This is a genomic window from Streptomyces sp. NBC_00273, assembly GCF_036178145.1.
Classification (GTDB): Bacteria; Actinomycetota; Actinomycetes; order Streptomycetales; family Streptomycetaceae; genus Streptomyces.
This window is the reverse complement of the sequence record NZ_CP108067.1, coordinates 9,747,838-9,767,306: the sequence shown is the minus strand read 5'-3', so window position 1 is coordinate 9,767,306 and position 19,469 is coordinate 9,747,838. Positions and strand designations below refer to the sequence as shown.

General features: G+C 68.9%; 21 protein-coding genes and 1 pseudogene. 13 read left to right on the top strand and 9 right to left on the bottom strand.

All coding sequences use genetic code 11. The features are described from left to right. The first annotated feature begins 32 nt into the window (after positions 1-32). The 8 genes and pseudogenes from OG386_RS44095 to OG386_RS44060 all read left to right on the top strand — a co-directional run bounded on the left by OG386_RS44095 (position 33) and on the right by OG386_RS44060 (position 7,157). Entirely contained in the window at positions 33-827 is a 795-nt protein-coding gene (locus OG386_RS44095) for a class I SAM-dependent methyltransferase (RefSeq protein ID WP_328792905.1), read from the top strand. Continuing rightward, positions 815-1,492 carry a 3'-5' exonuclease gene (locus OG386_RS44090; protein WP_328792904.1) on the top strand — a complete coding sequence of 226 codons (678 nt, stop codon included), beginning with the start codon at positions 815-817 and terminating at the stop codon, positions 1,490-1,492. The genes OG386_RS44095 and OG386_RS44090 overlap by 13 nt, the downstream gene beginning before the upstream one ends. Positions 1,493-1,665: 173 nt before the next feature. Beyond that, positions 1,666-1,950: pseudogene (locus tag OG386_RS44085) on the top strand (integrase core domain-containing protein); the annotation flags it as partial. Between the two features lie 252 nt (positions 1,951-2,202). Then, positions 2,203-3,297: a carboxylate-amine ligase gene (locus OG386_RS44080; RefSeq protein ID WP_328792903.1), complete on the top strand. Its 1,095-nt coding sequence runs from the start codon at positions 2,203-2,205 to the stop codon at positions 3,295-3,297. Positions 3,298-3,598: 301 nt separating this feature from the next. Then, the gene (locus OG386_RS44075) at positions 3,599-3,784 is read left to right on the top strand and encodes a hypothetical protein (RefSeq protein WP_328792902.1); all 186 of its coding nucleotides are present in this window, start codon (positions 3,599-3,601) and stop codon (positions 3,782-3,784) included. 28 nt (positions 3,785-3,812) lie between these two features. Further along, positions 3,813-5,243, top strand: coding sequence for a DUF2252 domain-containing protein (locus OG386_RS44070; RefSeq protein WP_328792901.1), 1,431 nt, complete (start codon positions 3,813-3,815; stop codon positions 5,241-5,243). 613 nt (positions 5,244-5,856) lie between these two features. Further along, positions 5,857-6,693, top strand: a complete 837-nt coding sequence (locus OG386_RS44065) for a class II glutamine amidotransferase (protein WP_328792900.1) — start codon at positions 5,857-5,859, stop codon at positions 6,691-6,693. A 98-nt stretch (positions 6,694-6,791) separates the two neighbouring features. Next, a complete protein-coding gene (locus tag OG386_RS44060) occupies positions 6,792-7,157 on the top strand; it encodes an SHOCT domain-containing protein (RefSeq protein WP_405790557.1) in 366 nt (121 codons plus the stop codon). A gap of 255 nt (positions 7,158-7,412) precedes the next feature. On the opposite strand, the gene OG386_RS44055 is transcribed toward OG386_RS44060, so the two are convergent. From OG386_RS44055 to OG386_RS44035, 4 genes are all read right to left on the bottom strand, one after another. Beyond that, positions 7,413-8,501 carry a CinY protein gene (locus tag OG386_RS44055; RefSeq protein WP_328792898.1) on the bottom strand — a complete coding sequence of 363 codons (1,089 nt, stop codon included), beginning with the start codon at positions 8,499-8,501 and terminating at the stop codon, positions 7,413-7,415. A 540-nt stretch (positions 8,502-9,041) separates the two neighbouring features. After that, a complete protein-coding gene (locus OG386_RS44050; RefSeq protein ID WP_328792897.1) occupies positions 9,042-9,473 on the bottom strand; it encodes a cupin domain-containing protein in 432 nt (143 codons plus the stop codon). A gap of 225 nt (positions 9,474-9,698) precedes the next feature. Beyond that, the gene (locus tag OG386_RS44040; RefSeq protein ID WP_328792896.1) at positions 9,699-10,127 is read right to left on the bottom strand and encodes a nucleoside deaminase; all 429 of its coding nucleotides are present in this window, start codon (positions 10,125-10,127) and stop codon (positions 9,699-9,701) included. Next, complete coding sequence (locus OG386_RS44035) at positions 10,124-10,987, bottom strand: TIGR03619 family F420-dependent LLM class oxidoreductase (RefSeq protein ID WP_328792895.1); 864 nt, start codon at positions 10,985-10,987, stop codon at positions 10,124-10,126. The genes OG386_RS44040 and OG386_RS44035 overlap by 4 nt, the downstream gene beginning before the upstream one ends. A 94-nt stretch (positions 10,988-11,081) precedes the next feature. Between OG386_RS44035 and OG386_RS44030 the strand changes: the two genes are divergently transcribed. Both OG386_RS44030 and OG386_RS44025 read left to right on the top strand, forming a co-directional pair. Then, positions 11,082-11,549, top strand: coding sequence for an Lrp/AsnC family transcriptional regulator (locus tag OG386_RS44030; protein ID WP_328792894.1), 468 nt, complete (start codon positions 11,082-11,084; stop codon positions 11,547-11,549). A gap of 70 nt (positions 11,550-11,619) precedes the next feature. Further along, positions 11,620-12,195, top strand: coding sequence for a zinc-binding dehydrogenase (locus OG386_RS44025; protein ID WP_328792893.1), 576 nt, complete (start codon positions 11,620-11,622; stop codon positions 12,193-12,195). Between the two features lie 10 nt (positions 12,196-12,205). Here the strand turns inward: OG386_RS44025 and OG386_RS47110 are convergent. From OG386_RS47110 to OG386_RS47105, 4 genes are all read right to left on the bottom strand, one after another. Continuing rightward, positions 12,206-13,284 (bottom strand): IS630 family transposase gene (locus OG386_RS47110; RefSeq protein ID WP_443053035.1). Its coding sequence is split into 2 segments (ribosomal slippage): positions 12,206-12,783 and positions 12,783-13,284, totalling 1,080 coding nucleotides; the frame shifts between segments, so codons are not numbered across the junction. Between the two features lie 637 nt (positions 13,285-13,921). Beyond that, a complete protein-coding gene (locus tag OG386_RS44010; protein ID WP_328792769.1) occupies positions 13,922-15,370 on the bottom strand; it encodes an NF041680 family putative transposase in 1,449 nt (482 codons plus the stop codon). Positions 15,371-15,496: 126 nt separating this feature from the next. Next, positions 15,497-15,844, bottom strand: coding sequence for a MerR family transcriptional regulator (locus OG386_RS44005; RefSeq protein ID WP_328792892.1), 348 nt, complete (start codon positions 15,842-15,844; stop codon positions 15,497-15,499). Positions 15,845-16,623: 779 nt separating this feature from the next. Further along, positions 16,624-16,950 carry a hypothetical protein gene (locus tag OG386_RS47105; RefSeq protein WP_443053286.1) on the bottom strand — a complete coding sequence of 109 codons (327 nt, stop codon included), beginning with the start codon at positions 16,948-16,950 and terminating at the stop codon, positions 16,624-16,626. Between the two features lie 441 nt (positions 16,951-17,391). On the opposite strand from OG386_RS47105, the gene OG386_RS43990 reads away from it, so the two are divergent. The 3 genes from OG386_RS43990 (at position 17,392) to OG386_RS43980 (ending at position 19,099) form a co-directional block, all read left to right on the top strand. Further along, positions 17,392-17,805, top strand: coding sequence for an STAS domain-containing protein (locus OG386_RS43990; protein ID WP_328792891.1), 414 nt, complete (start codon positions 17,392-17,394; stop codon positions 17,803-17,805). Between the two features lie 57 nt (positions 17,806-17,862). After that, entirely contained in the window at positions 17,863-18,459 is a 597-nt protein-coding gene (locus OG386_RS43985; protein ID WP_328792890.1) for a hypothetical protein, read from the top strand. Positions 18,460-18,649: 190 nt separating this feature from the next. Beyond that, positions 18,650-19,099, top strand: coding sequence for an SRPBCC family protein (locus OG386_RS43980; protein WP_328792889.1), 450 nt, complete (start codon positions 18,650-18,652; stop codon positions 19,097-19,099). An 18-nt stretch (positions 19,100-19,117) separates the two neighbouring features. On the opposite strand, the gene OG386_RS43975 is transcribed toward OG386_RS43980, so the two are convergent. After that, positions 19,118-19,342, bottom strand: a complete 225-nt coding sequence (locus OG386_RS43975) for a hypothetical protein (RefSeq protein ID WP_328792888.1) — start codon at positions 19,340-19,342, stop codon at positions 19,118-19,120. Positions 19,343-19,469: the final 127 nt, after the last annotated feature.

Here is a 19,469-nt window from a genome sequence, read left to right as displayed (position 1 = left end):
CCCCGCCGCCCCGCGATCTGATGGAGAACCTGGTGACCACTGAGTTGGACACCGTCGAGACCTGGAACGCCTACGGCGCCCACCAACTGGCCAGAGGTCTGCAGCTGCCCGAACTGGAGCGGTGGGACTGGGGCATCCGCGACGTCGGTCCCGGCATCGAAGCCCTCGGCGACGTGAACGGGCTGCGCGTCCTCGACCTTGGCAGCGGCCTTGGCCGGCACGCCGCTCACCTCGCCGCCCGGGGCGCCGACGTCACCGCCGTGGATGCCTCCCCCGCCCAACACCAGCGTGCCCTCGCCCGCTACCCGAACGCCCCGGGTCTGCACCTGGTGTGCGCCGACGCCGTGACCCACCTGCGCGACGCCGATCCGTACGACCTGGTCTACTCCGTCGGCTCCATGCCGTACCTGGACCCAGACCGGCTGCTGCCCGTCCTGGCCAACGGACTCGAGCCGGGCGGTCGACTGCTGTTCTCGGCGCTGCACACCAACTCGGAAGGCATCGGGCCGTCGGCCGCGTTGGTGCCGCGCCCCGAGATCCTGCGGCTGCCCGGTACCACCGAGGACCACCCCGTGACGATGTGGGTCCTTACCCCGCAGCTGTGGGAGGACCTCTTGGTCCAACACGGCCTCAGAATGGAATCGGTCACGGCGATCGACTCCCCGACGCCGGACAACGCCGTCTGCTATCGGCTGTACGCAGCCCGGCGTCCACAGCGGGTGCCAAACCCGGCCTGCGGCGGTGTGCCAGTCCCCCAGAACGACGACCGAACCGTCGACCGGGAGCCGACGGCGGCCACAGGGGAGGCGCCACCGTGGACGCGCTGACGCATGATCCCCGATTCGCCGCGATGACGTTCGTGGTGATCGACTTCGAGGGCCTCACCCCAGCAGGACGGCCCGCCGGGCCGATCGAGGTCGCGGCGCTGGCGCTGCGCACCCTGGATGGCCGACTGGTGGAAATCGGCCGGTTCGAGGAGCTGATGCGACCGCCTGCCGACGTCCCCGTGACCTCGCGGGACGTCCAGCTCAAGGGCATCACCCAGCGGATGCTCACCTCGGCGGCCCCCGCTGCCGAGGTGATGGCACAGCTCGACGCGCGCCTGACTTCGCCGCCGTACCGACTGGTCGCCCACCACGCCTCGACGGAAGCCGGAATCATCGCCCGCCAGGCAGAGCACTGTCCCGTACTCGCCGCGACGCCGCTGCTGGACACGTTGCGCCTGGCCAAGGCGGTCGTTACCGGTCTCGGCTCATACGGATTGGACAGCCTGCTCAGCCACTACGGCATCCCAAAGCCTGCCGGACGGCATCGGGCGATGCCGGATGTCGAGGTCACCGCCCAGGTGCTGACCCGGCTCCTGGACGACGGGTGCGCCGGCGGCCGGTGGAGCACGTTGCTCGAGCTGGACGTGGCCGCCGGATTGCAGCCCACCCGGCCACCCGCAGCCCCGGATGCGGACGCGGACGCGGTACAGGGAGCCCTGTTCTGACGGGCGGCCCGTAGGAGACGCGCCCGATGCGCTGGCGCACCCTGCCGAGGCGGCCACCGGTCATTCTGCCCGTATGCACTCCAGGGAGGCCTCTTCACCATGAACCGCCCGCACTTTCCTTCGCTACTGGGGGTGAGGACGTCGACCTGGAGCACCGGCCCATCCCCCGGATCAAATTCGCGGAACTCTGCAGGTCAGCAGGGGTCCGGCAGAGCATGGGCGCGGTCGGCTCCAGCGCGGACAACGCCGCCGCGGAAAGCTTCAACGCCGCCTTCAAGAGGGAGACGCTCAAAGGCCGGAAGGCCTGGTCGAGCGAGCGTGAGGCCAGACTCGACGCCTTCCGCTGGCTGACCCGATACAACACCCGCCGCCGGCACTCCCGCCTCGGCCAGCGTTCCCCGATCGCCTACGAGAACGCCCTCCGACCAGCAGCAACTACCCTGACCCAAGCCGCGTAGACGTGTTCAACATCCGGGGTCAAGGCCCGACAGACCCTGCCCCCCGCATGACGCACCGCAGGAGTTGCCAGCCGGAGTCGTAGTAGGACGCACAGGATCCGCTACGGACACGAATGGTCCGCCACCGACCAGCGGGGCCGAACGTCCTCGTCCCCGCTCCACCGCCGAGCGCTCGCGCACTCACAAGGGGCCATCGGTGCCGTAGTGGCCCCTTACGTGGGTGATCACTGCGGGTTCCGGGTACCACCCAGCATGATCACTGTTGGGGTCGAAGAGGAGTACTTGCTGGTCGACCCGGAGACATTGCTTCCCACACCGCTCGTGCAGGAGGTGCGTGCCACGGCCCGCCTGGCACCCATCGCGGAAGAGCGAGAGGTCCAGGACGAGCTGCTGCAGGCACAGATCGAAGTCGCCACCCCCGTGTGCACGGCTCTCGAGGAGGTGGGAGGGCATCTTCTGCGGTTGCGCCACGCAGTCGCCTCCGCCGCGCAAGCGAACGGTTGCCGCATCGCCATCTCTGCCACCTCGCCAGTCAGGGACGCCGTACCCGTACCCATCACCAGCACGGCGAGATATGTGAAGATGCAGCAAGAGGCCCGATTGCTGGTCGACGAGCAGCTGATCTGCGGAATGCACGTCCATGTGGGGATGCCCGACCGCGAGACCGGGGTGGCTGTCCTGAACCGGCTGCGCGGCTGGCTTCCCACGCTGCTGGCGATGTCCGCGAACGGCCCCCTGTGGGACGGGCAGGACACCGGCTTCGCCAGCTGGCGCACAATCATCTTCGGCCGCTGGCCGGTCAGCGGCCCACCGCCGCACTTCGCGGGGCTCGCGGACTACGAGGCGCGGGCCGATGCGCTGGTGGAACCCGGGGTGATCCCGGACCGGGGGCAGCTGTACTGGCAGGCCCGGCTCTCCGAGCGCTACCCGACCATCGAGGTGCGCTGCTGTGACGTGCAGCTGGAGGCGGACGACGCGGTCATGCTCGCCGGCGTCGTCCGCGGGCTCGCCGCCACCGCGATCGCCGAGGAAAAGGCGGGAGTCGCTCACACGCCGTGCCGACCGGAACTCCTGCAAGCGGCGACCTGGCATGCGGCCCGGCACGGGATCAGCAGCATGCTGGTGGACCCGAAAGGGCGGCTGCGGAGCAGCGGGGACGTGCTGTGCGCGCTCCTGCGGTACATCGGCCCCGCTCTTGAGGACAACGGTGACCACCGCGAGGTGACCTCGCTCGTCCATCGGCTGCTCCAGCGGGGAACGTCGGCCGACCGCCAGCGCCGCGCCCTGGCGGAAGCCGGCCTACCGGCGGTCGGCGCCCTGATCACCTCAGGAGCCACCATCGTCTGAGTCGCCGGCCGGCTGTGACCGGGATGCCGACGGAACCGGGGCGTTGCAGGCTCCACCGGGATCCTCCCGGCCGAGCCGTGCGGATGACGTGCCTGCAAAGCCGGACGCGCCCGCGCAGCCCACGCCGTCGACGAGTTCCGCGGGGTGCAGGGCGGTGAACGGCATTGCGCGGCGCACATGGGCCGCTCGAGCCTTGCCCCGCGCGCAGGATCGGGAGGGGTTCTAGAGTTGAAGCAAGGCATGCGGGTGATCTGCGGGCACGCACTGTCACATGTCGTTCGCCTGCCCCTGACCCGCCCACATGACCGGCGCGCAAGGCAGATCCCCCGAGCGGTTGCAGGATGTGCTGATCTCCGTCGCCCCCGTCGTGGGCACCGCCCGCAGCGTGACGGCCGCCGGCAACGCCATCGTGGCACTCGGCACCACCGATGCCGTCGCCGATGCCCAAGGACAGCGCTCGCAGCGCAGGGAGCCGTTCCCGTCCTGAGGGCAGCAGAGCAGGCAGGAGTGCACTGATGTCCCAGAGCGCAACCACCGCGATGCGCGCGGCACCCCACAGCACGCCCCAGGAACGCGCGGACCACGGCAAGGAGGCACGGCGCCGCTCGCCGCGGTCCGGGCACGCCGAGTACCGGCCGTCTCCGGACAGGCCGGACCCACTGGCGATACTGGAGGAACAGTCTGCGGCCCGGGTTCCCGAGCTGGTCCCCATCCGTTACAGCAGGATGACGGAGTCCCCCTTCCGGTTCTACCGGGGAGCCGCCGCGATCATGGCCTCCGACCTGGCCGGCAGCCCGGACTCGGGGATCACGGCCCAACTGTGCGGGGACGCGCACCTGCTGAACTTCCGGCTGCTGGCCTCTCCGGAGCGCCGGCTAATGTTCGACATCAACGACTTCGACGAGACCCTGCCCGGTCCCTGGGAGTGGGACGTCAAACGGCTGTCGGCGAGTCTCGTCATCGCCGGCCGGGCGAACGGATTCGACGAGGCCGAGCGCGCAGGCATCGTGAGCTCTGCCGTGCGCTCGTACCGCGAGGCGATGCGCGGCTTCGCCGGCATGGGCAACCTCGACGTCTGGTACGCGAAGATCGACGCGGACAGCCTCGAGGCCCTGACCACCAGTCGGCTCGGCAAGAGCGGGCGGAAGAAGCTGACCGGTGCCATGGCGAAGGCTCGCGCGCACGACACCCTGCAGGTCTTCGACAAACTCACGGAACTGGTCGACGGCCGGCCGAGGATCGCGGCGGACCCCCCGTTGCTGGTGCCGCTAGCGGACCTGCTTCCGGATGTCGAGCGCAGCACGTTCGAACGCCAGCTCCGCCGCCTGGTCGAACGCTACGGCCTGACGATGCCGTCGGACCGGCGGGCACTCCTGGAGGACTACCGGCTGGTCGACGTCGCCCGCAAGGTGGTCGGCGTCGGCAGCGTCGGCACCCGCTGCTGGATCCTACTGCTCCTCGGCCGCGACGGCCAGGACCCGCTCTTCCTCCAGGCCAAGGAAGCCGACACCTCCGTGCTCGCCGCCCACATCGGCGCGAGCAGATACCGCAACCAAGGCGAGCGCGTGGTCTCCGGGCAGCGGCTGATGCAGGCGGCGAGCGACATCTTCCTCGGCTGGGAGCGGGTGGACGGGATCGACGGCAAGCAGCGCGACTTCTACATCCGCCAGTTGCGCGACTGGAAGGGCATCGCGATGCCGGAGACGATGTCGCCCGCACAGTTGGAGACGTTCGGTGAGGTGTGCGGCATCACCCTCGCCCGTGCGCACGCGCGGTCGGGCGACCGGATCGCGATCGCCGCGTACCTGGGCCGCGGCGACGTCTTCGACCGGGCGGTCGCCGCATTCGCCGAGGCCTACGCCGATCAGAACGAACGCGACCATCAAGCTCTGGTCGACGCGGTACACGCAGGCCGGCTGCCTGCACAGGAACTCCCCGCCGCCTGACCACTCGGCACAGCCGGCGCCGGGCCACACCGGGGGCGCGCCGGTGCTCGCGCCGCACTCGCTCCGGCCCGCCCTCTCCACCGGCGATCGCGGCCCGGACTATGAGGCCACGCCGTCAGGTCGGGTTCACGCGGTGCCGGACGCCGTCTTCAAAGCCGACCTTGAGGTTGCGCAGGGTGGTGATGAGTTCCTGCGCCGGAAATCGGCGAAGGTGTGTCCCGCGCTTCGCGATCCGGTCGAAGGCGTGGGCCTCGAAGTCCGGCCACGCGGCGGTCGTCGGTCGCGCGACGGTTTCGGAGCGGACAGCTCGGCTGGTTCCACCGCCCCGAGCTCGCAGCGGCGGCCGTCCGATCCGCGGTACATGGCGATGTGCGGCGAAGGAGGCGAAAATGAGGTTGGCCGGACAAGAGCCACCCGCTCTGTGCACACGGCGCCGCCCGCGACACGGGGATAGCGGCGCTCCACTCTCGGCGCACGCACGACAGAGTCGGCAAGGCAATGGGCCGCGGCAGCGAGGTGAGCGGCGAACTCTTTGCAGACTCCGGGAGCCGGGGGTCGAGCGGGCCACGAAGGCACTCCCGCAGTTTCAAGTGAGAAATACAGGTGATCGCTCATGTGCCGATGGCTGGCCTACTCGGGAACACCCCTGCTGCTTGACACGATCCTCTACAAACCCACCCACTCGCTGATCGATCAGAGCCTGCACTCCAAACTGGGTGTCGAGACGACGAACGGTGACGGGTTCGGCGTCGGGTGGTATCCGGAAGGCAGTGACGGCACCCCGGCTCTCATGCGAGACGTCGGCCCCGCCTGGAACAACCGCAACCTGCGGGAGCTCGCGGACCACGTCACCTCGCCGTTGTTCTTCGCCCACATCCGGGCGTCGACAGGCACGGCGGTACAGCAGACGAACTGCCATCCGTTCCGGCACGGCCGCTGGATGTGGATGCACAACGGCTCCATCGCCGGCTTCCACGCGATGCGGCGGGACCTCACCCTACTCGTCGATCCCGCGCTGTACTCGGATATCGAGGGGACGACGGACTCGGAGACGATGTTCTACCTGGCGCTCACCTTCGGCCTGGAGCAGGACCCGCCGGGCGCCGTCGCCAAGATGGTGGGGCTGGTGGAACGCGTCGGTCGCGAACACGGCGTGGAGTATCCGATACAAATGACGGTCGCCGTCAGTGACGGGACGACCGTGTGGGCCTTCCGCTACTCCAGCCAGGGCGCCTCACGGTCGCTCTTCTACAGCACCCGCGTGGACGCACTGCGCAAACTGCACCCCGACATGGCGTTCCTCCAGGAAGTGTCCGACGAGACCCGCCTGGTGGTGTCCGAACCTCTCGGCGATCTGCCAGGTGCCTGGCACGAGGTACCCGAGAGCAGCTACGGCGTCGTACACGCCGGGGCCGATGCGCTGTGTGCCTTCACCCCAGAACCGGTATGACGCGGGGCCGCATTGTCACAGCCCCCGTCACAACCGACAGGAGACCTCCCGTGAAGGACTCGACGCTGAACCTGGCAGTGGACTACCCGCTGCTGAACATGTTCTGGACCATGATGATGGTCTTCCTCTGGGTGCTCTGGTTCTTCCTGCTCTTCCGCATCATCGGCGACATCTTCCGAGACGACGAGCTGAGCGGCTGGGGCAAGGCCGGATGGCTCATCTTCGTGATCCTGGTGCCCTTCCTGGGCGTGTTCGTCTACGTGATCGCCCGTGGACGTGGAATGGGCGAACGCGAATTGAAGCAGGCCCAGCGGAACGAGGAGCAGTTCCGCTCCTACGTGCGCCAGAGCGCCGGAGCCGGCAGCGCGGCGGAGGAACTGTCCCGGCTCGCCGAGCTCAAGAACCGCGGCGAAATCACGGAAGCCGAGTTCCAGCAGGCCAAGAACAAACTCCTCACGGCCTGATCGGGGCGCAGCGACCGGACTGCGGAGTCCAGTGGGTGGTACCCGGCAAAGTACCCGGCACCACCTCCGTCGCCGTCCACCCCGCGGCCAACCGGCCGGCATGCGCTACCAACCGTGGAGGTCAGATTTGCCCATATCTGCCAATCCCGAGTACTGGCTTGTCGAGAGCTCCGGACGCCGAACTGTGGTCCACGGCTACTGGGGTCACTGTGGAGCAGTTCGAAACGACCGTACGTCCGGCCGTTCCCTCCCCTGTCAGGGGCAGGCAACGGCCGGGTCGTCGTGGACGAGGGCGCAGACCATCTGTGCGCCGCGCCGGTGATCCGGGTACTTCGCGAGCAGCTCGGCCTTGAAGTCGTTCCACTGGCGCGTGATCTCGGCGGTGGCGCCGGCCGTCGCGTGGCGGAAGTTGTCACCCGTCTTGGAGCGGGGCGATGCGGCGGTGTCCTTGGTCAGGGCACGGTTGTGGGTGACGCGCCCGTCACAGTCGGCGGGCTTGACACCGGTGGAATCGGTGTCGGTGTAGCAGCCGGTGGCGAGGTCCGCAGGGATGCGCTCACGCGCGTCCCGTGTCCAGTCGGCGTCCTTCATGGCGCTGTAGCGACGGATGTCGAGGAACGGTACGACGTCCGTACGCTCCAGGCCGGGCGGGTTGTCGAGGCCGACCGGGCCGGGCGCGGGCCGGTCGCTCCAGTTGGAGTGCGAATAGAAGTCCTCGATCTGGTGCCAGCCGCGGCCGAGCTGTTCGAGAACGGCGCACTTGGCCCGCCCGGGCTTCCCGTCCCACGTGCAGTGCGAAGACAGGTCGCTCTGGTCGGCCCGCACCGTGCCGTCAGCGTCGACGAGGCCGTCGGCGGCCTCGACCGCGTTGCGGAAGCGAGTGACGGAGGTACGGATGCACGCGAGGAGCTCGGTGGTTGCCTCGTCCCGGGTGCGGGGGTAATCGGAGGCGTTGCGGGGCGCAAGGTAGTCGGCGTTGTCGCAGTGCAGGGGGCCGACGTCGAAGTACGGAGGGTGGTCGTTGGCGTTGATCGCCCCGGCTTGGGCGTCGGCCATCGCGGTCAGTGTGATGGGCTCCCAGGGCAGTGCGGCCCGGGTGATGTCCTCGTGGTTGACGCCGGTGAAGGCAAAGGCGGGGCCTGCCGGCACGGTGGCCAGAACGGCCGTCAGGAGGGCTGCGAGAGCCGTGCAGGACGTTCGGGGCAGGCCGGGCGGCATCGGGCTTCCACGGATCCCGGAGCTCTCCTGGTCGGCACCCGTACGGGAGTCGCTCGACGGGGATACCGGTCCGACGCCGGACGCGGAGACCTTCGAACGCATATCCGGTTGCGGGAGTGCCACCATGCCTCCATGCTGCGCGCCGGCACCCAGCTCCGCATGCGTTGCCTCTTTCATGGCTCTGCAACCCGGCTCCTGCCCCCGATTCGGGCCTGGCACATCAGCGATCTTGAAGGCGCGTCCGGGCCGCCTGACGGCCGTCGGGCACCGGCGCCCGCGTACGGGCGCCCGGCGATGCCTGTCAGGCGGTGTCACGCCGCCATGCCCGACCGCCCCGCCATTCCACTCGCCGGCGGATCGGCCGGCTGACCGCCCAGGGCGGGAGACGTTGTTGCGGATCACGGGGCTCTCCCCACAGTGCGTGATCAGAGCACTACGATCTGGTCCATGTCCGGTCCGAATGGCCTCGTCGTGGTGAGCTGCTCATCAACGACGAGTCGAATGCGACGCGACATGCCGAGTCGCTCCTCGTCCGGTCGGCCTGCGGCAAGCTCGTCGTCCCGCCCCAGATCGCTGGCCTGCCGAGCAGTCGGGAGCGGGCACCCGCATGTGGCCCAACAGGCGTTCCCGCGCAGCACGGGTCACTGAACGCCCGTCACTTCGAGCTCAGCCGGCCCCGACCGGCAGCGGGGCGACCCGGGACTCCAGCCAGGACGGTAGCTCCAGCAGCCGGACGCCCTCTTGTTCTTCGGGGTCGGTGCGTGCGACCAGGCACACCATGTCCTCGGCTCCGGTGTTGACCGGCATGTGGGGCGTGTCCGCGGGAATGTGGATGTAGTCTCCGGCGCGCAGTACGGCGTGTTCGGCCAGGTGTTCCCCGTGCCAGACCTCGACCTGCCCGGACTGGATGAAAATGGCCGACTCGTGCCCCTCGTGCAGGTGAGGACGCCCCCGCGTCCCCGCGAGCATCACCAGCCGGTGCAGACACAACCGCTCCGCGCCCGCTGACTGGGTGCTGATTCCCGCCCCGAACGTGCCGCCCTGGACTCCTTCATACGTGCCGGTCCGCACGACCGTGCACTGCTTCTGATCTGCCATGCGGGCAGTACACCAGGCAGCTGACGGCGTACGAGCAGTTCCCGCACCGCGTCGTAACCGAGGACGTCCAACAGCCGGGTGGCCTCCGTCTTGGCCTCCGCGTCGTCACCGGCGATGGGCAGGGCGCTGCGGTCCGGCGCACCGCGGGCCGGGCGAGGGAGAACAGCTGGTACTGGACCAGCCGTGCGACGACCGGGACCGGGAGATGGCGGCTATGGCAGACGCTCAGCGGTAGTATCCCTCGACCACGGACCGCACCTCGTCGAGCAACGCCGGGCCGTCCTGAGGCACCGGCTGCCGCCCGCTGCCCGGCCTGATGTCCAGGAGCTGTTCGTTGGACAGGGCGAACACCACCCGTCGCAGCCCAGCCTGTTGGATGACCGCTGCGCACATCCCACACGGCTGGCAGCTGGTGTACATCGTGGTTTCCGCCGCGGTGGCCACGTCCAGCTCCCTCGCGGCCCACCTCGCCAGCTTCAGCTCCGGGTGCGCGGTGATGTCCCTGTCGGTGAGGGTCGTGTTGTGCGCCTCTGCCAGGACCGTCCCGTCCGGCCCCGCCAACAGCGACCCGAACGGCGGGTCACCGCCCTCGCGTGCCTTGGCCGCGAGGGCGATGGCCCGCCGGAGGAAGGTGTGGTCGTCGGAAGTGGTCATGACGGTTCCGATCCGGTGCGGGGAGAGGAGAAGTGAGCGGCCACCGTGGCGAGCGCCTGCCAAGCCGCCTGTGGCCGGCAGGTCTGGCGGGGGTCGCCGCTATAGGTGTCGAGGACGACGGTCTCGGCGCCCAGCAGCCGCAGTTGGTCGAGGTCGTCCATGATCTGGTCGATCGTTCCCTCCCCTGCTAGCCGTTGCGGTCCGGTGATCGGCGCCTGGGTGAGCTTGAGAGCGATCCGGGGGGCCAGCGCGGGCACGGGGAGATGCTGCTCGTCCGCAGCCCCCTTCAGCCTGACCGCAGCTTCGCGCAGCCACGGCAGGGTGCAGCGCAGTGGATGCCATGCGTCGCCGAGCCGCACGGCACGGCGCAGCCCCGCGTCACTGTTGCCGCCGACCCACACCGGGATCTCTCCGCTCCCATAGGAAGCGGTATTCGCCCAGGCCGCCCGGATGTCCCGCAAATGATCATCGGTCAGCCGTCCCCGGCGTTCGAACGGGATCCCGAGGGCGGCGAACTCCTGCCGTGCCCAGCCCACCCCCACACCGAGGACCAGCCGGCCGCCGCTCAACTCGTCCAGGTTGGCCGCCATACGGGCGGTGAGCAGCGGGTGCCGGTAGGGAGCGATGAGTACCGTCGTGCCGAGCCGGATCCGAGTGGTGAGACCTGCGAGCCAGGACAAGGTGGTGAACGGCTCGTAGAAGGGTGCCGGATAGCGCTCGGCCACGTCGGGGGTGATGGCGATGTGGTCCGAGACCATCAGTAGGTCGAAGCCCAGGCCCTCCACAGTCTGGGCCCAGCTCCGCAGGATGCCCGGGTCGGTGCCGGGGCCGAAATTGAGGACGTTGATTCCGATCTTCACGAAACCAAGGCTAGTCAGGGAGCAGGCGCCGCCAGAAGGGATTCCTGCCTGTTCAGGCACGGCTCCCCAGTGGATCCACCGGTAATCTGAGCGGATGACCGAGAATCTTGACGCGACCGACTGGGCGATCCTGGATGAGCTCCAGCGGGACGGCAGGATCGCGTTCACAGAGCTGGCACGGCGGGTGAATCTGAGCGCGTCGGCGACGACGGAGCGAGTGCGGCGGCTGGAGGCGGCCGAGGTGATAACGGGGTACCGCGCGGAGGTGGACCTCGAGCGGACCGGATACATGGCGCTGGCAGTGGTTCGGCTGAAGTATCCAGGCACCCGGCACGAGCCCTTGCGTCAACTGCTCGCGGAGCGCTCGGAGATCCTGGAGTGCCTGCGCACCACTGGAGAGGACTGCTACGTCCTGAAAGTGGCAGCCACGTCGATGGCCCAACTGGAGGAGATCGTCGACGCGCTGGCCCAGTTCGGGAGCACGACCACCAACCTGGTCCTCAGTCCGACGCTGCCGTTCCGCGGCCCACGAAAGCCTCAGACCGCTACCCGGCCGCTCTGAGGGACCACCTCGACTCACTCGGCCACAGCAGCCGCCCGGCCGTCGTCGGGCAGCCCCCCGTCCTGCCGTCATGCGGTTCGTCGAGTACTACCTCGAACCGACCCCCGCCGACCTGGCCGGCTTCGCCGACCTCGTGGACCGCGCCGGCATACGCCCATTCGTTGAGAAGACGCGGCCCTTGGCCGATGCAACCAAGGCCCACCGGCTGAGCGAGAACGGACGCGTCCGCGGAAAGATCGTGCTCGCACCTGCCGCGCCGTACGTCGACAGGACGACCGGGGCGCGCCGCTCGCCTCGGTCCATGCGGCAGCCCCGCCACGGCCCAGAGCAGCACCCGTTCGGCGACTGCGAACGGCTCGGGCAGCCAGGCCGCATCCAGGAGCGGGGCCTCGCCTCGGGCGCCGACCAAGATCCGGGCCAGTTGCGGGCCAGCACAGGCCCACTTAAGGCAGATGCCTTCATTTTGCCTGGTCAGGAGCAGTGTGGCGCGTGTACCACCAGCACTCGAAGAACCTTTATTGCAGCTATTCCCCGAAGGCAGTTGGGTTCTTCTAGAGCGCCAAGTCGAGCTCCCGGAAGGGGAATTCCCCTCCCGAAGTCAGCTCCGGAGCGTCACCCACCAACCACGAACCCATCACGCTACTGACCTCGGCTCATCAGGGTGAGGCCGGGTTGTCGAGGGTGAGGCCGGTGCCGGCTATGAAGCCGTCGAGGGTGTGGGGCCGGTATTGAAGGCGTTTGAGGCGGTTGCGGACAAGGGCTTCGAGGCGGTCGAGGGCCATGACGGCGAGGTTGGCGAGGCTTCGTTTGACGTGTGCCCATACCCACTCGACCGGGTTGAGATCGGGTGAGTAGGCGGGCAGCAGGAACACGGTCAGCCACTCCCGCTCGGCGACGAAGCCCTGCATCCTGCGGGAAACGTGGGTGTTGAGGCGGTCCCAGACCAGCACGATCGGGGCCTTGACCAGCTGGTGGACTCCGTCGAGGAGTGCGATGAAGTCCTGCTCGCCCATGCTGCGACGTGCACCCTTGGCTGCCGGGTGGGTCCGCAAGCGGTGACACAGCCGGGTCCTCGAGCCTGGTCGCATCGCGATCAGGCCGGCCACCGAGAGCCGGCCCGAGCGTCGTCCGCTGACCGTCACGACCGGGGTGATCCCTCGCCGGCCCCAGGTCCGTCCCCGGGGCGGCCTGCGGGTGAAGCCGGCCTCGTCCTCGAAGCAGACATAGCCCCCGCAGGCCGCCCTCGCCCTTTTACCTCCGCCCAGGTCGCCTCCTTCCACACGGCGACGGCCTGCTCGTCGCGTTCGGCAACCCGCCGGGCGGGGACCTGCGGACTGAAGCCCAGCCGGTGCATCAAGCGCGTGGCCCCCGAGACGCTGTAGGTGATGTGGAACTTCCGGCCGATCAGCGTGGCCACCCTCGAGGCAGTCCACACCTGGTCCTCCACCCAACCGTGCGCGGCCGGCCCTTCCTCCAGATACGCGGCCAGCTTCTCCAGAGACCGCGGAGACAGACGGCAACGCGACCCGCTCGGACCACGAGAGGCCAGGGCCTGGACACCACCATCCCGCCACAGCTGGTGCCACTGGTAGGCCGACTTCACACTCACCCGCAGCCGCCCCGCAACCTCCGACGGCTTGATCTGCTGTTCAAACAGTTCCGCCGCCTGCATCCGTACTGACTCCCGACGCCGGCGCCCCGTCGAAGTCAGCCCGCCCCCATCCGCATATCTCACACACCCACGGATACAGCCACCCGCCCACACCCGTCAGCGACTTCACACAGATTCACCCCGACGAGCTGAAGTCAGTAAGTAGGGAAGGGAGCCGCTCACGGCCCAGGCCAGGGCCGCAGAATGGATCACGGCCGCCCAGCGGGCATGCCCGTCGCAGGACCACGGCCTTTGGCGGGATTAGCCCGAACCGTTGTCGCACCGACGGCTGAACCGACGCGAGCCGCCTGCCGTAGGACGCAACAGCCACACCCCACCAGCCACCCGCACAACTGGCGATGACGATCCAGTCCGGCGACCGGCGACGCCGATGTCGCCACCGGCAACGTCACCAGCCGGCGTGGACATCAACCACATCACCATGCGGCCGACCGGGCAGCTCGGCTGAGCAGGCTGTTAGAAGCGTTCCCAATCCGAAGGTAGGGTCAAGTTTTCCCAGGTCAGGTGTCTGTCTGTCCCTCGGTAGGCAGGCTCGAACCGTTGTGTCGGCGCGGGACTGGCCACACAGTGTCCTGGCACCCGAGTTGCGCGGGAGGCCCCACTTCCATGCCCAGCCGACCAGAGGATCACCCGACCGAGTCGTCAGACTCGAACTCACGATCACCAAGCTCGATTGAACAACGGCTACTTAGCTTGGCGTTTAACCTCGCTGCTGTTCGTGTTCCTTGATCGTTTCGGCGCGTTTCACGGTCTTGCCGACGTCCTGGATGCGGGCCTTGTGCTGGTTGCGGCTGCCGGGCGGACGCCCAGGGCCGGGCCTGCCCGGTTTCGGTGCGGCTGCGGGACGGGCCGCCTTCCGGCGGAGGTTGCGAAACCCCCGCCGGACGCGGGCTGGGGACAGCCGTTCGGTCTTCACGGGGCGTTCCCAGGGGCGGCGTAGGACCTCGGCGAGGGGGCGGGCGAGGCGGAGCTGGGTGTGTGCGGCGATGATCAGCCAGGTCCACAGGTCGGCCGCGGCGGGGTGACGGACACGGGGTGCGGTCCAGCCGAGTGTCTGCTTGATCATTCTGAAGGTGTGCTCGATGTCGAACCTGCGCAGGAACGTCCGCCACCACAGGTCCACGGTGGCCGGGGCGGCGCCGGTGGCCGAGCACCACAGCCACACCGGCTTGGGGGTGGCCTCGCCGGGCAGTCGTTCCACGGTGAGACGGATCAACGTGCCGTGCAGCAGCGGGAGTTCTTCTGCGGCATGCTCCAGCCAGGGTCCGCGATGGGTCAGGCGGGGGTGCATGCGGTCCCAGGCCATCGCCTCCGCCTTCCCGTAGCGGGTGGTGTCCGTCAACGTGGTGACCGCCGGTGCGTGCCAGGACTCCGGCTTGGCGAAGGTCAGCACGCCGCCGTGCTTGCGCGGCCGCCCACCCCGAGGGCCGGAGCGGGACGGGCCCGCGTCGCGGAGCATGACGCGATCCGAGCGCAGGCGCCCGACCAGAACCACGGGCAGATCGGCCAAGGCGTGGGAGAGGTAGGCGCTGTCGTAGCCGGCGTCCATCACAACCAGCATGTCGAGGTCACCGTCGTGCCAGTGGCCTGCGGCGATAATGCGGGTGACGACTTCACGCAGCTGGGCGGCGGTAACCGTGGTGGCGTCGTCAGCCGGCCCCAGGCGGACGGCGTCCAGCAGGGCACACCAGGAGGTGCGGCCCGATTCGAGGGCCGCGACGAAGGAGTAGGGCCAGCCGGGGATCAGCTGGTCGCAGCTGCGGTCGGCGCGGCGGCCGTGGACGTGGCAGAAGAGCCGGTCAGGGCTGGTGTTCGCGTCGGGACGCAGCCAATTGGAGACATCCACCGCCAACGCGATGCGGCCGTCGGTGACGCGGGGCAGCGGGAGGTCGGCCAGTGCCCGGCGCATACGGGCCGGTTCGCACCAGCCCTTGTCCAAAGCCGCGTACAGGGCGCCGTGCCCGCGCCGCATCTCATGCGCGAGGGAAAGCTCGACCAGTGTCTTGACCGGGCCATCGGTGCACAGCACCGCGTCGGTCAGCTCGAAGAGCACGTCCGCGCGGGCGTACAGGCTCTCGTAGAACTCAACCCGAAAGCGGGACAAGACGTCCAACGCCTCGCTTGCGGACGTGGCGGCAGGGAAACTCATCAGCAGCGGCCGTTCTCTGGTGCCTCGTGACTCGACATCTCGAAGCGTGGAGAACGGCCGCCCCTGCTGTCCCGGGAAGAACCGCAGATCAGCAGGTCGGGTGACCTGCGAGGTTAAACGTCAAGCTTAGCCCTCGGAGGTCGCGCTCGAGGGGTTGGTTGCTTGGGCGGCGCGGCGGTATTCGGCGTTGATTCTCTGGGCTTCTTCGAGCTGGTCTTCGAGGATGATGATGCGGCAGGCGGCCTCGATGGGGGTGCCCTGGTCGACGAGTTCCCGGGCGCGGGCCGCAATGCGCATCTGGTAGCGGGAGTAGCGGCGGTGCCCGCCGGCGGAGCGGAGCGGGATGATGAGGCGGGCTTCGCCCAGAGCGCGGAGGAAGCCCTGGGTGGTGCCGAGCATTTCGGCGGCCCGGCCCATGGTGTAGGCGGGGAAGTCGTCGTCGTTGAGACGGTCGTACGAGTCGTCTGCGGTCATTTACACCTCTCTCGTGGAACGCGTGGAGGGGCCCTGGTGCCGTATGGCACCAGGGCCCCGAAGGAACTGCTACACCATCTGCCGACCCTCATACTGCGCCGGCGTTTCATATCCGCTGACCCGACCGGCACGGTGCCGGGGGTGCGGGGATCGCGGTTGCTTGACCGGAGACCACCTCACTATCGATGTCCTGCGGTACCCGGACTCAGACTTCCGCCCGGGCGATCCTGATGGCGCCCAATCCCTCCGTTCATCCCTCGGATGATCAACTGCTTACCAAGCGGGGAACTGCGAACTGCGTGTACTGCTCCACTCGGTACTACTAATACTGCTCGTGGCCTGACCGAGCGCCACGCTCCGGCAGCCAGCCCCGTCGCCCATCCTGCATCTGCACTGGCTTAGAACCCCACTGCCGAACCTCCCGGTGCGCGCGCCCGCAGCCGGCGCCTTCACCGAGGTGCTGCTCACTGACTTCACTGCTGGGTACTGCCATCACTGCGTTACTGCGGTATTGCCTCGGCGGCCCCTGATGACTGCGGGCCACCCGGTCCGGCCGTCAGTCCCGTCGCCGTAACCGCTCTGGCTTCGGAACTCCACCGCCGCACCGTCCAACAACTGCAACTGCGGGCACTGCCGCCCGCCAGTTCGTCTCTGCCGGGCCTTTCTTGACTGGGCTACGAGAGAAACCATAACCACACCACCACCCAATGTCTACTCTGGCCAACATAGATTTTCGCGTGCGTCTCTCTGAGGTAATCGGGTGCCCTCGGGTTGAACGGCTACGGGCGGGGGCACAACGGACCGGGCAGCAGGTAGGGCGCGATACCGACAACAGAACCGGAGGGCGACACCCGCGCCGCCGACCGAACGATCACCGCCTGGGCCCGCGACAACGCAGCAGGCCTCCGCGCCTCGCAGGCCAGATCGCCGCCCTCACCGGCCTTCCCGCCGACGCCGCAGACGCGGTCGGCGCCCTGAACCTCGCCCTCGGCCACGACGGCGCCGCCCACCTCGTGCGCCCCCTGACCGACACCCGGACCCACCTGCGGCCCCAGGACGCCGAACTTGCCGAACGCATCGACGCTCTGACCCGGCACATCCAGCAACTCCGCGCGACCTGCTCCGCGTCCTGAAGACCGACGAGGACCTCCAGACCATCCCCGTGGTGGTTCTCACCACCTCCTCCGCGCCGGACGACGTCGCCGGCGCCTACCAAAGCCACGTGAACGCGTACGTGACCAAGCCCGTCAACGTGAGGAATTCGAGCAGGCGGTGCAGAGCATCGACTCCTTCTACCTCGACACCGCCAGCCGGCCCCGCACCTGATGCCAGGCCCCGGGCCCGTTGCCCGCGTGAGGCGAGCGGCTGTTATCGACCAAACCCGGGGCGGACGAACCCGTTGGGGGCCGCGCGCATGCGGGACGTGGTCGCCTTCGAGTCCAGCTCCGGGCAGGCGGCGTGCCGGGCACCGTTGCCGAGATCGGCAGGCCACGATGGGCTGCCAGTGGTGCTCGACAGCGGTGGGCACCGGAGGAAGGGGCCCCAGAGTGATCACTACGGAGGTGCAGCGTTGCGGAAACTCGCTCCTGATCGGCGTCGACGGGCACCTCGGGGAGCAGGCTGACATTGCACTGCAGCAGGCCCTGGACCAGGTCACCGCCTCGGACCGGGACCTCATGATCGATCTGCACAACGTGACGTCCATGGACGTCACGGGACTCCTCGCGCTTCTGGACTCGCACCGGCAGGGTGAATGCCTGGGCTTGCGGGTTCTGGTCGTCGGCTGGCAGAGCCAGCCCCAGGAACTCATGGCACAGGTCGCCGGGAAGCCGGGCCCCTCCTCCTCGACAGGTAAGCGATACACCCTGGCTGGCTTCCGCCGCCTGATCGAGGAACGCGCGCAACGAGCCCAAGCCCCCGTTCGGAGCAGCCACAGTGGCACGGCACGGCTCTCAGGGTGACGGTGGCGGGAGTGTCGGCGGCCCGTCGACACTCCCGCGCGCGCGAGGAGTCACCCGATGCCGGAACGCAACACCGTCCTGCGCAGCCTGCACGACGTTGGCCTGGCCGCCTGGTTCGGCGGTTCCTTGATGGGTGCGGTCGGCCTCAACGGTGCCGCGAAAGCTCAAGGCAAGAGCTGGGAGGAAGGTGCCAGGATCGCGAGCTCGGGGTGGGCCATGTGGGCACCCGTGGGCGCCGCCGCGATCGGCGTGCACCTCGTCGGCTCCACCGGTCTGCTCGCAGCCAACGCGACGCGCGTGGTCACCCAGCAGGGCGTCGCCGCCTCCACACTGGCCAAGACCGTTCTGACCGGCGCCGCCCTGGCCGCCACCGCCTACACCCGCGTCCTCGGCAAGAAAATCGAACTCGCCTCCTCCGTCGATCCCCAGGACGCCGAGAAGGCTGAACGTCTCCCTGTCGACACTGGTCAGGCCGAACGCCGCCTGTCCTACGCCCAGTGGTCCGTGCCAGCTCTGACCTGCGGCCTGATCATCCTCAATGCTGTCCACGGCGAGCAGCAGCGTCCCGCCCAGCAGCTGTACGGCATGTGGCGGCGCGCCCGCACCCTGGCCCCATACGTGCTGCGCAGTCACCACTGGCCGCTCGCGCACTGAACCCCGACGGGCAGCCGCCCGGGGCACCCGGCTGCGGAGCCGTGAGCGGGGCTCCCGGGTCGCCGATTCGAGCGGCCGTCTGAGGGGTTCGCGGGTTCGGTGGTCAGGTAGGCGCGCCCCGGCGGGCAAACATCCACCCGTCCCAGACGAGCGGGCCGCAGTGCGGCCCCTGCCGGAAGGAAGCTCTGCCGTGGCCGAGGTCAAGGAATCCATCGAGGTCGACGTCCCCGTCCGGACCGCCTATAACCAGTGGGCTCAGTTCGAGACGTTCCCGTTGTTCATGGACGGTGTGCGGCGCGTCGAGCAGGTCGACGAGACCCTCACCCACTGGGTGACCAAGGTCGGTGGGGTGGACCGGGAGTTCGATGCCGAGATCACCGAACAGGTCCCCGACGAGCGGATCGCATGGGTCAGCGTGGGCGGAGAGACCGAGCGGTCGGGCGTTGTTACCTTCCACCCCGTCGACCCGACTCGCACCGAGGTGACCTTGCGGTTGGCTTTCGACCCCGACGGGCTGGCAGAGACCATCGCCGACAAGTTCGGCTTCATCGACCGCCAGGTCACCGGTGACCTCCAGCGGTTCAAGAAGTTCGTCGAGGAGCGCGGTACCGAGAGCGGCGCCTGGCGCGGTGAGGTCTGACCCCGCTGCATGATCCGCTCAGGCGGCGTGCCATTCGTGCGGGCCTGCGCCACTCCACTGCACCAGCTGCGGATCGTCGAGGACGTTGGCCGGCGAGACCACCCCCGTCGCCTCGAGGAAGACCACCAGGTCGTAATCGGAGTAGGCCGTACCAAGGACCTGCTCGCGGTCCTGGCGGCGCATGGTCACCCGGCGTCCGCCGGTCGGGGACGGCTGGTGCACAACGATGGGCACACTGTCCATGTGTCCAGGGTGCCGCTCATGCCAGGTTCCCGGCCAGTCAGGCAGCGTCGGGGCCGACCTGCGGCGCGGAGGGGCACCGCTTCTCCGCCTCATGGGCATCATCGCCTCGATGACGTACCACCGTTGC

Bases quoted from the DNA above. Each gene is read 5' to 3' on its own strand.
- OG386_RS44080 (WP_328792903.1), top strand. From the start codon at position 2,203: ATGATCACTGTTGGGGTCGAAGAGGAGTACTTGCTGGTCGACCCGGAG.
- OG386_RS44070 (WP_328792901.1), top strand. From the start codon at position 3,813: ATGTCCCAGAGCGCAACCACCGCGATGCGCGCGGCACCCCACAGCACG.
- OG386_RS43985 (WP_328792890.1), top strand. From the start codon at position 17,863: ATGCCGGAACGCAACACCGTCCTGCGCAGCCTGCACGACGTTGGCCTG.
- OG386_RS44005 (WP_328792892.1), bottom strand. From the start codon at position 15,844: ATGACCGCAGACGACTCGTACGACCGTCTCAACGACGACGACTTCCCC.
- OG386_RS44065 (WP_328792900.1), top strand. From the start codon at position 5,857: ATGTGCCGATGGCTGGCCTACTCGGGAACACCCCTGCTGCTTGACACG.
- OG386_RS43975 (WP_328792888.1), bottom strand. From the start codon at position 19,342: ATGGACAGTGTGCCCATCGTTGTGCACCAGCCGTCCCCGACCGGCGGA.
- OG386_RS44010 (WP_328792769.1), bottom strand. From the start codon at position 15,370: ATGAGTTTCCCTGCCGCCACGTCCGCAAGCGAGGCGTTGGACGTCTTG.
- OG386_RS44040 (WP_328792896.1), bottom strand. From the start codon at position 10,127: ATGACCACTTCCGACGACCACACCTTCCTCCGGCGGGCCATCGCCCTC.
- OG386_RS44050 (WP_328792897.1), bottom strand. From the start codon at position 9,473: ATGGCAGATCAGAAGCAGTGCACGGTCGTGCGGACCGGCACGTATGAA.
- OG386_RS44030 (WP_328792894.1), top strand. From the start codon at position 11,082: ATGACCGAGAATCTTGACGCGACCGACTGGGCGATCCTGGATGAGCTC.
- OG386_RS44060 (WP_405790557.1), top strand. From the start codon at position 6,792: ATGTTCTGGACCATGATGATGGTCTTCCTCTGGGTGCTCTGGTTCTTC.
- OG386_RS44055 (WP_328792898.1), bottom strand. From the start codon at position 8,501: ATGGTGGCACTCCCGCAACCGGATATGCGTTCGAAGGTCTCCGCGTCC.
- OG386_RS44025 (WP_328792893.1), top strand. From the start codon at position 11,620: ATGCGGTTCGTCGAGTACTACCTCGAACCGACCCCCGCCGACCTGGCC.
- OG386_RS44075 (WP_328792902.1), top strand. From the start codon at position 3,599: ATGACCGGCGCGCAAGGCAGATCCCCCGAGCGGTTGCAGGATGTGCTG.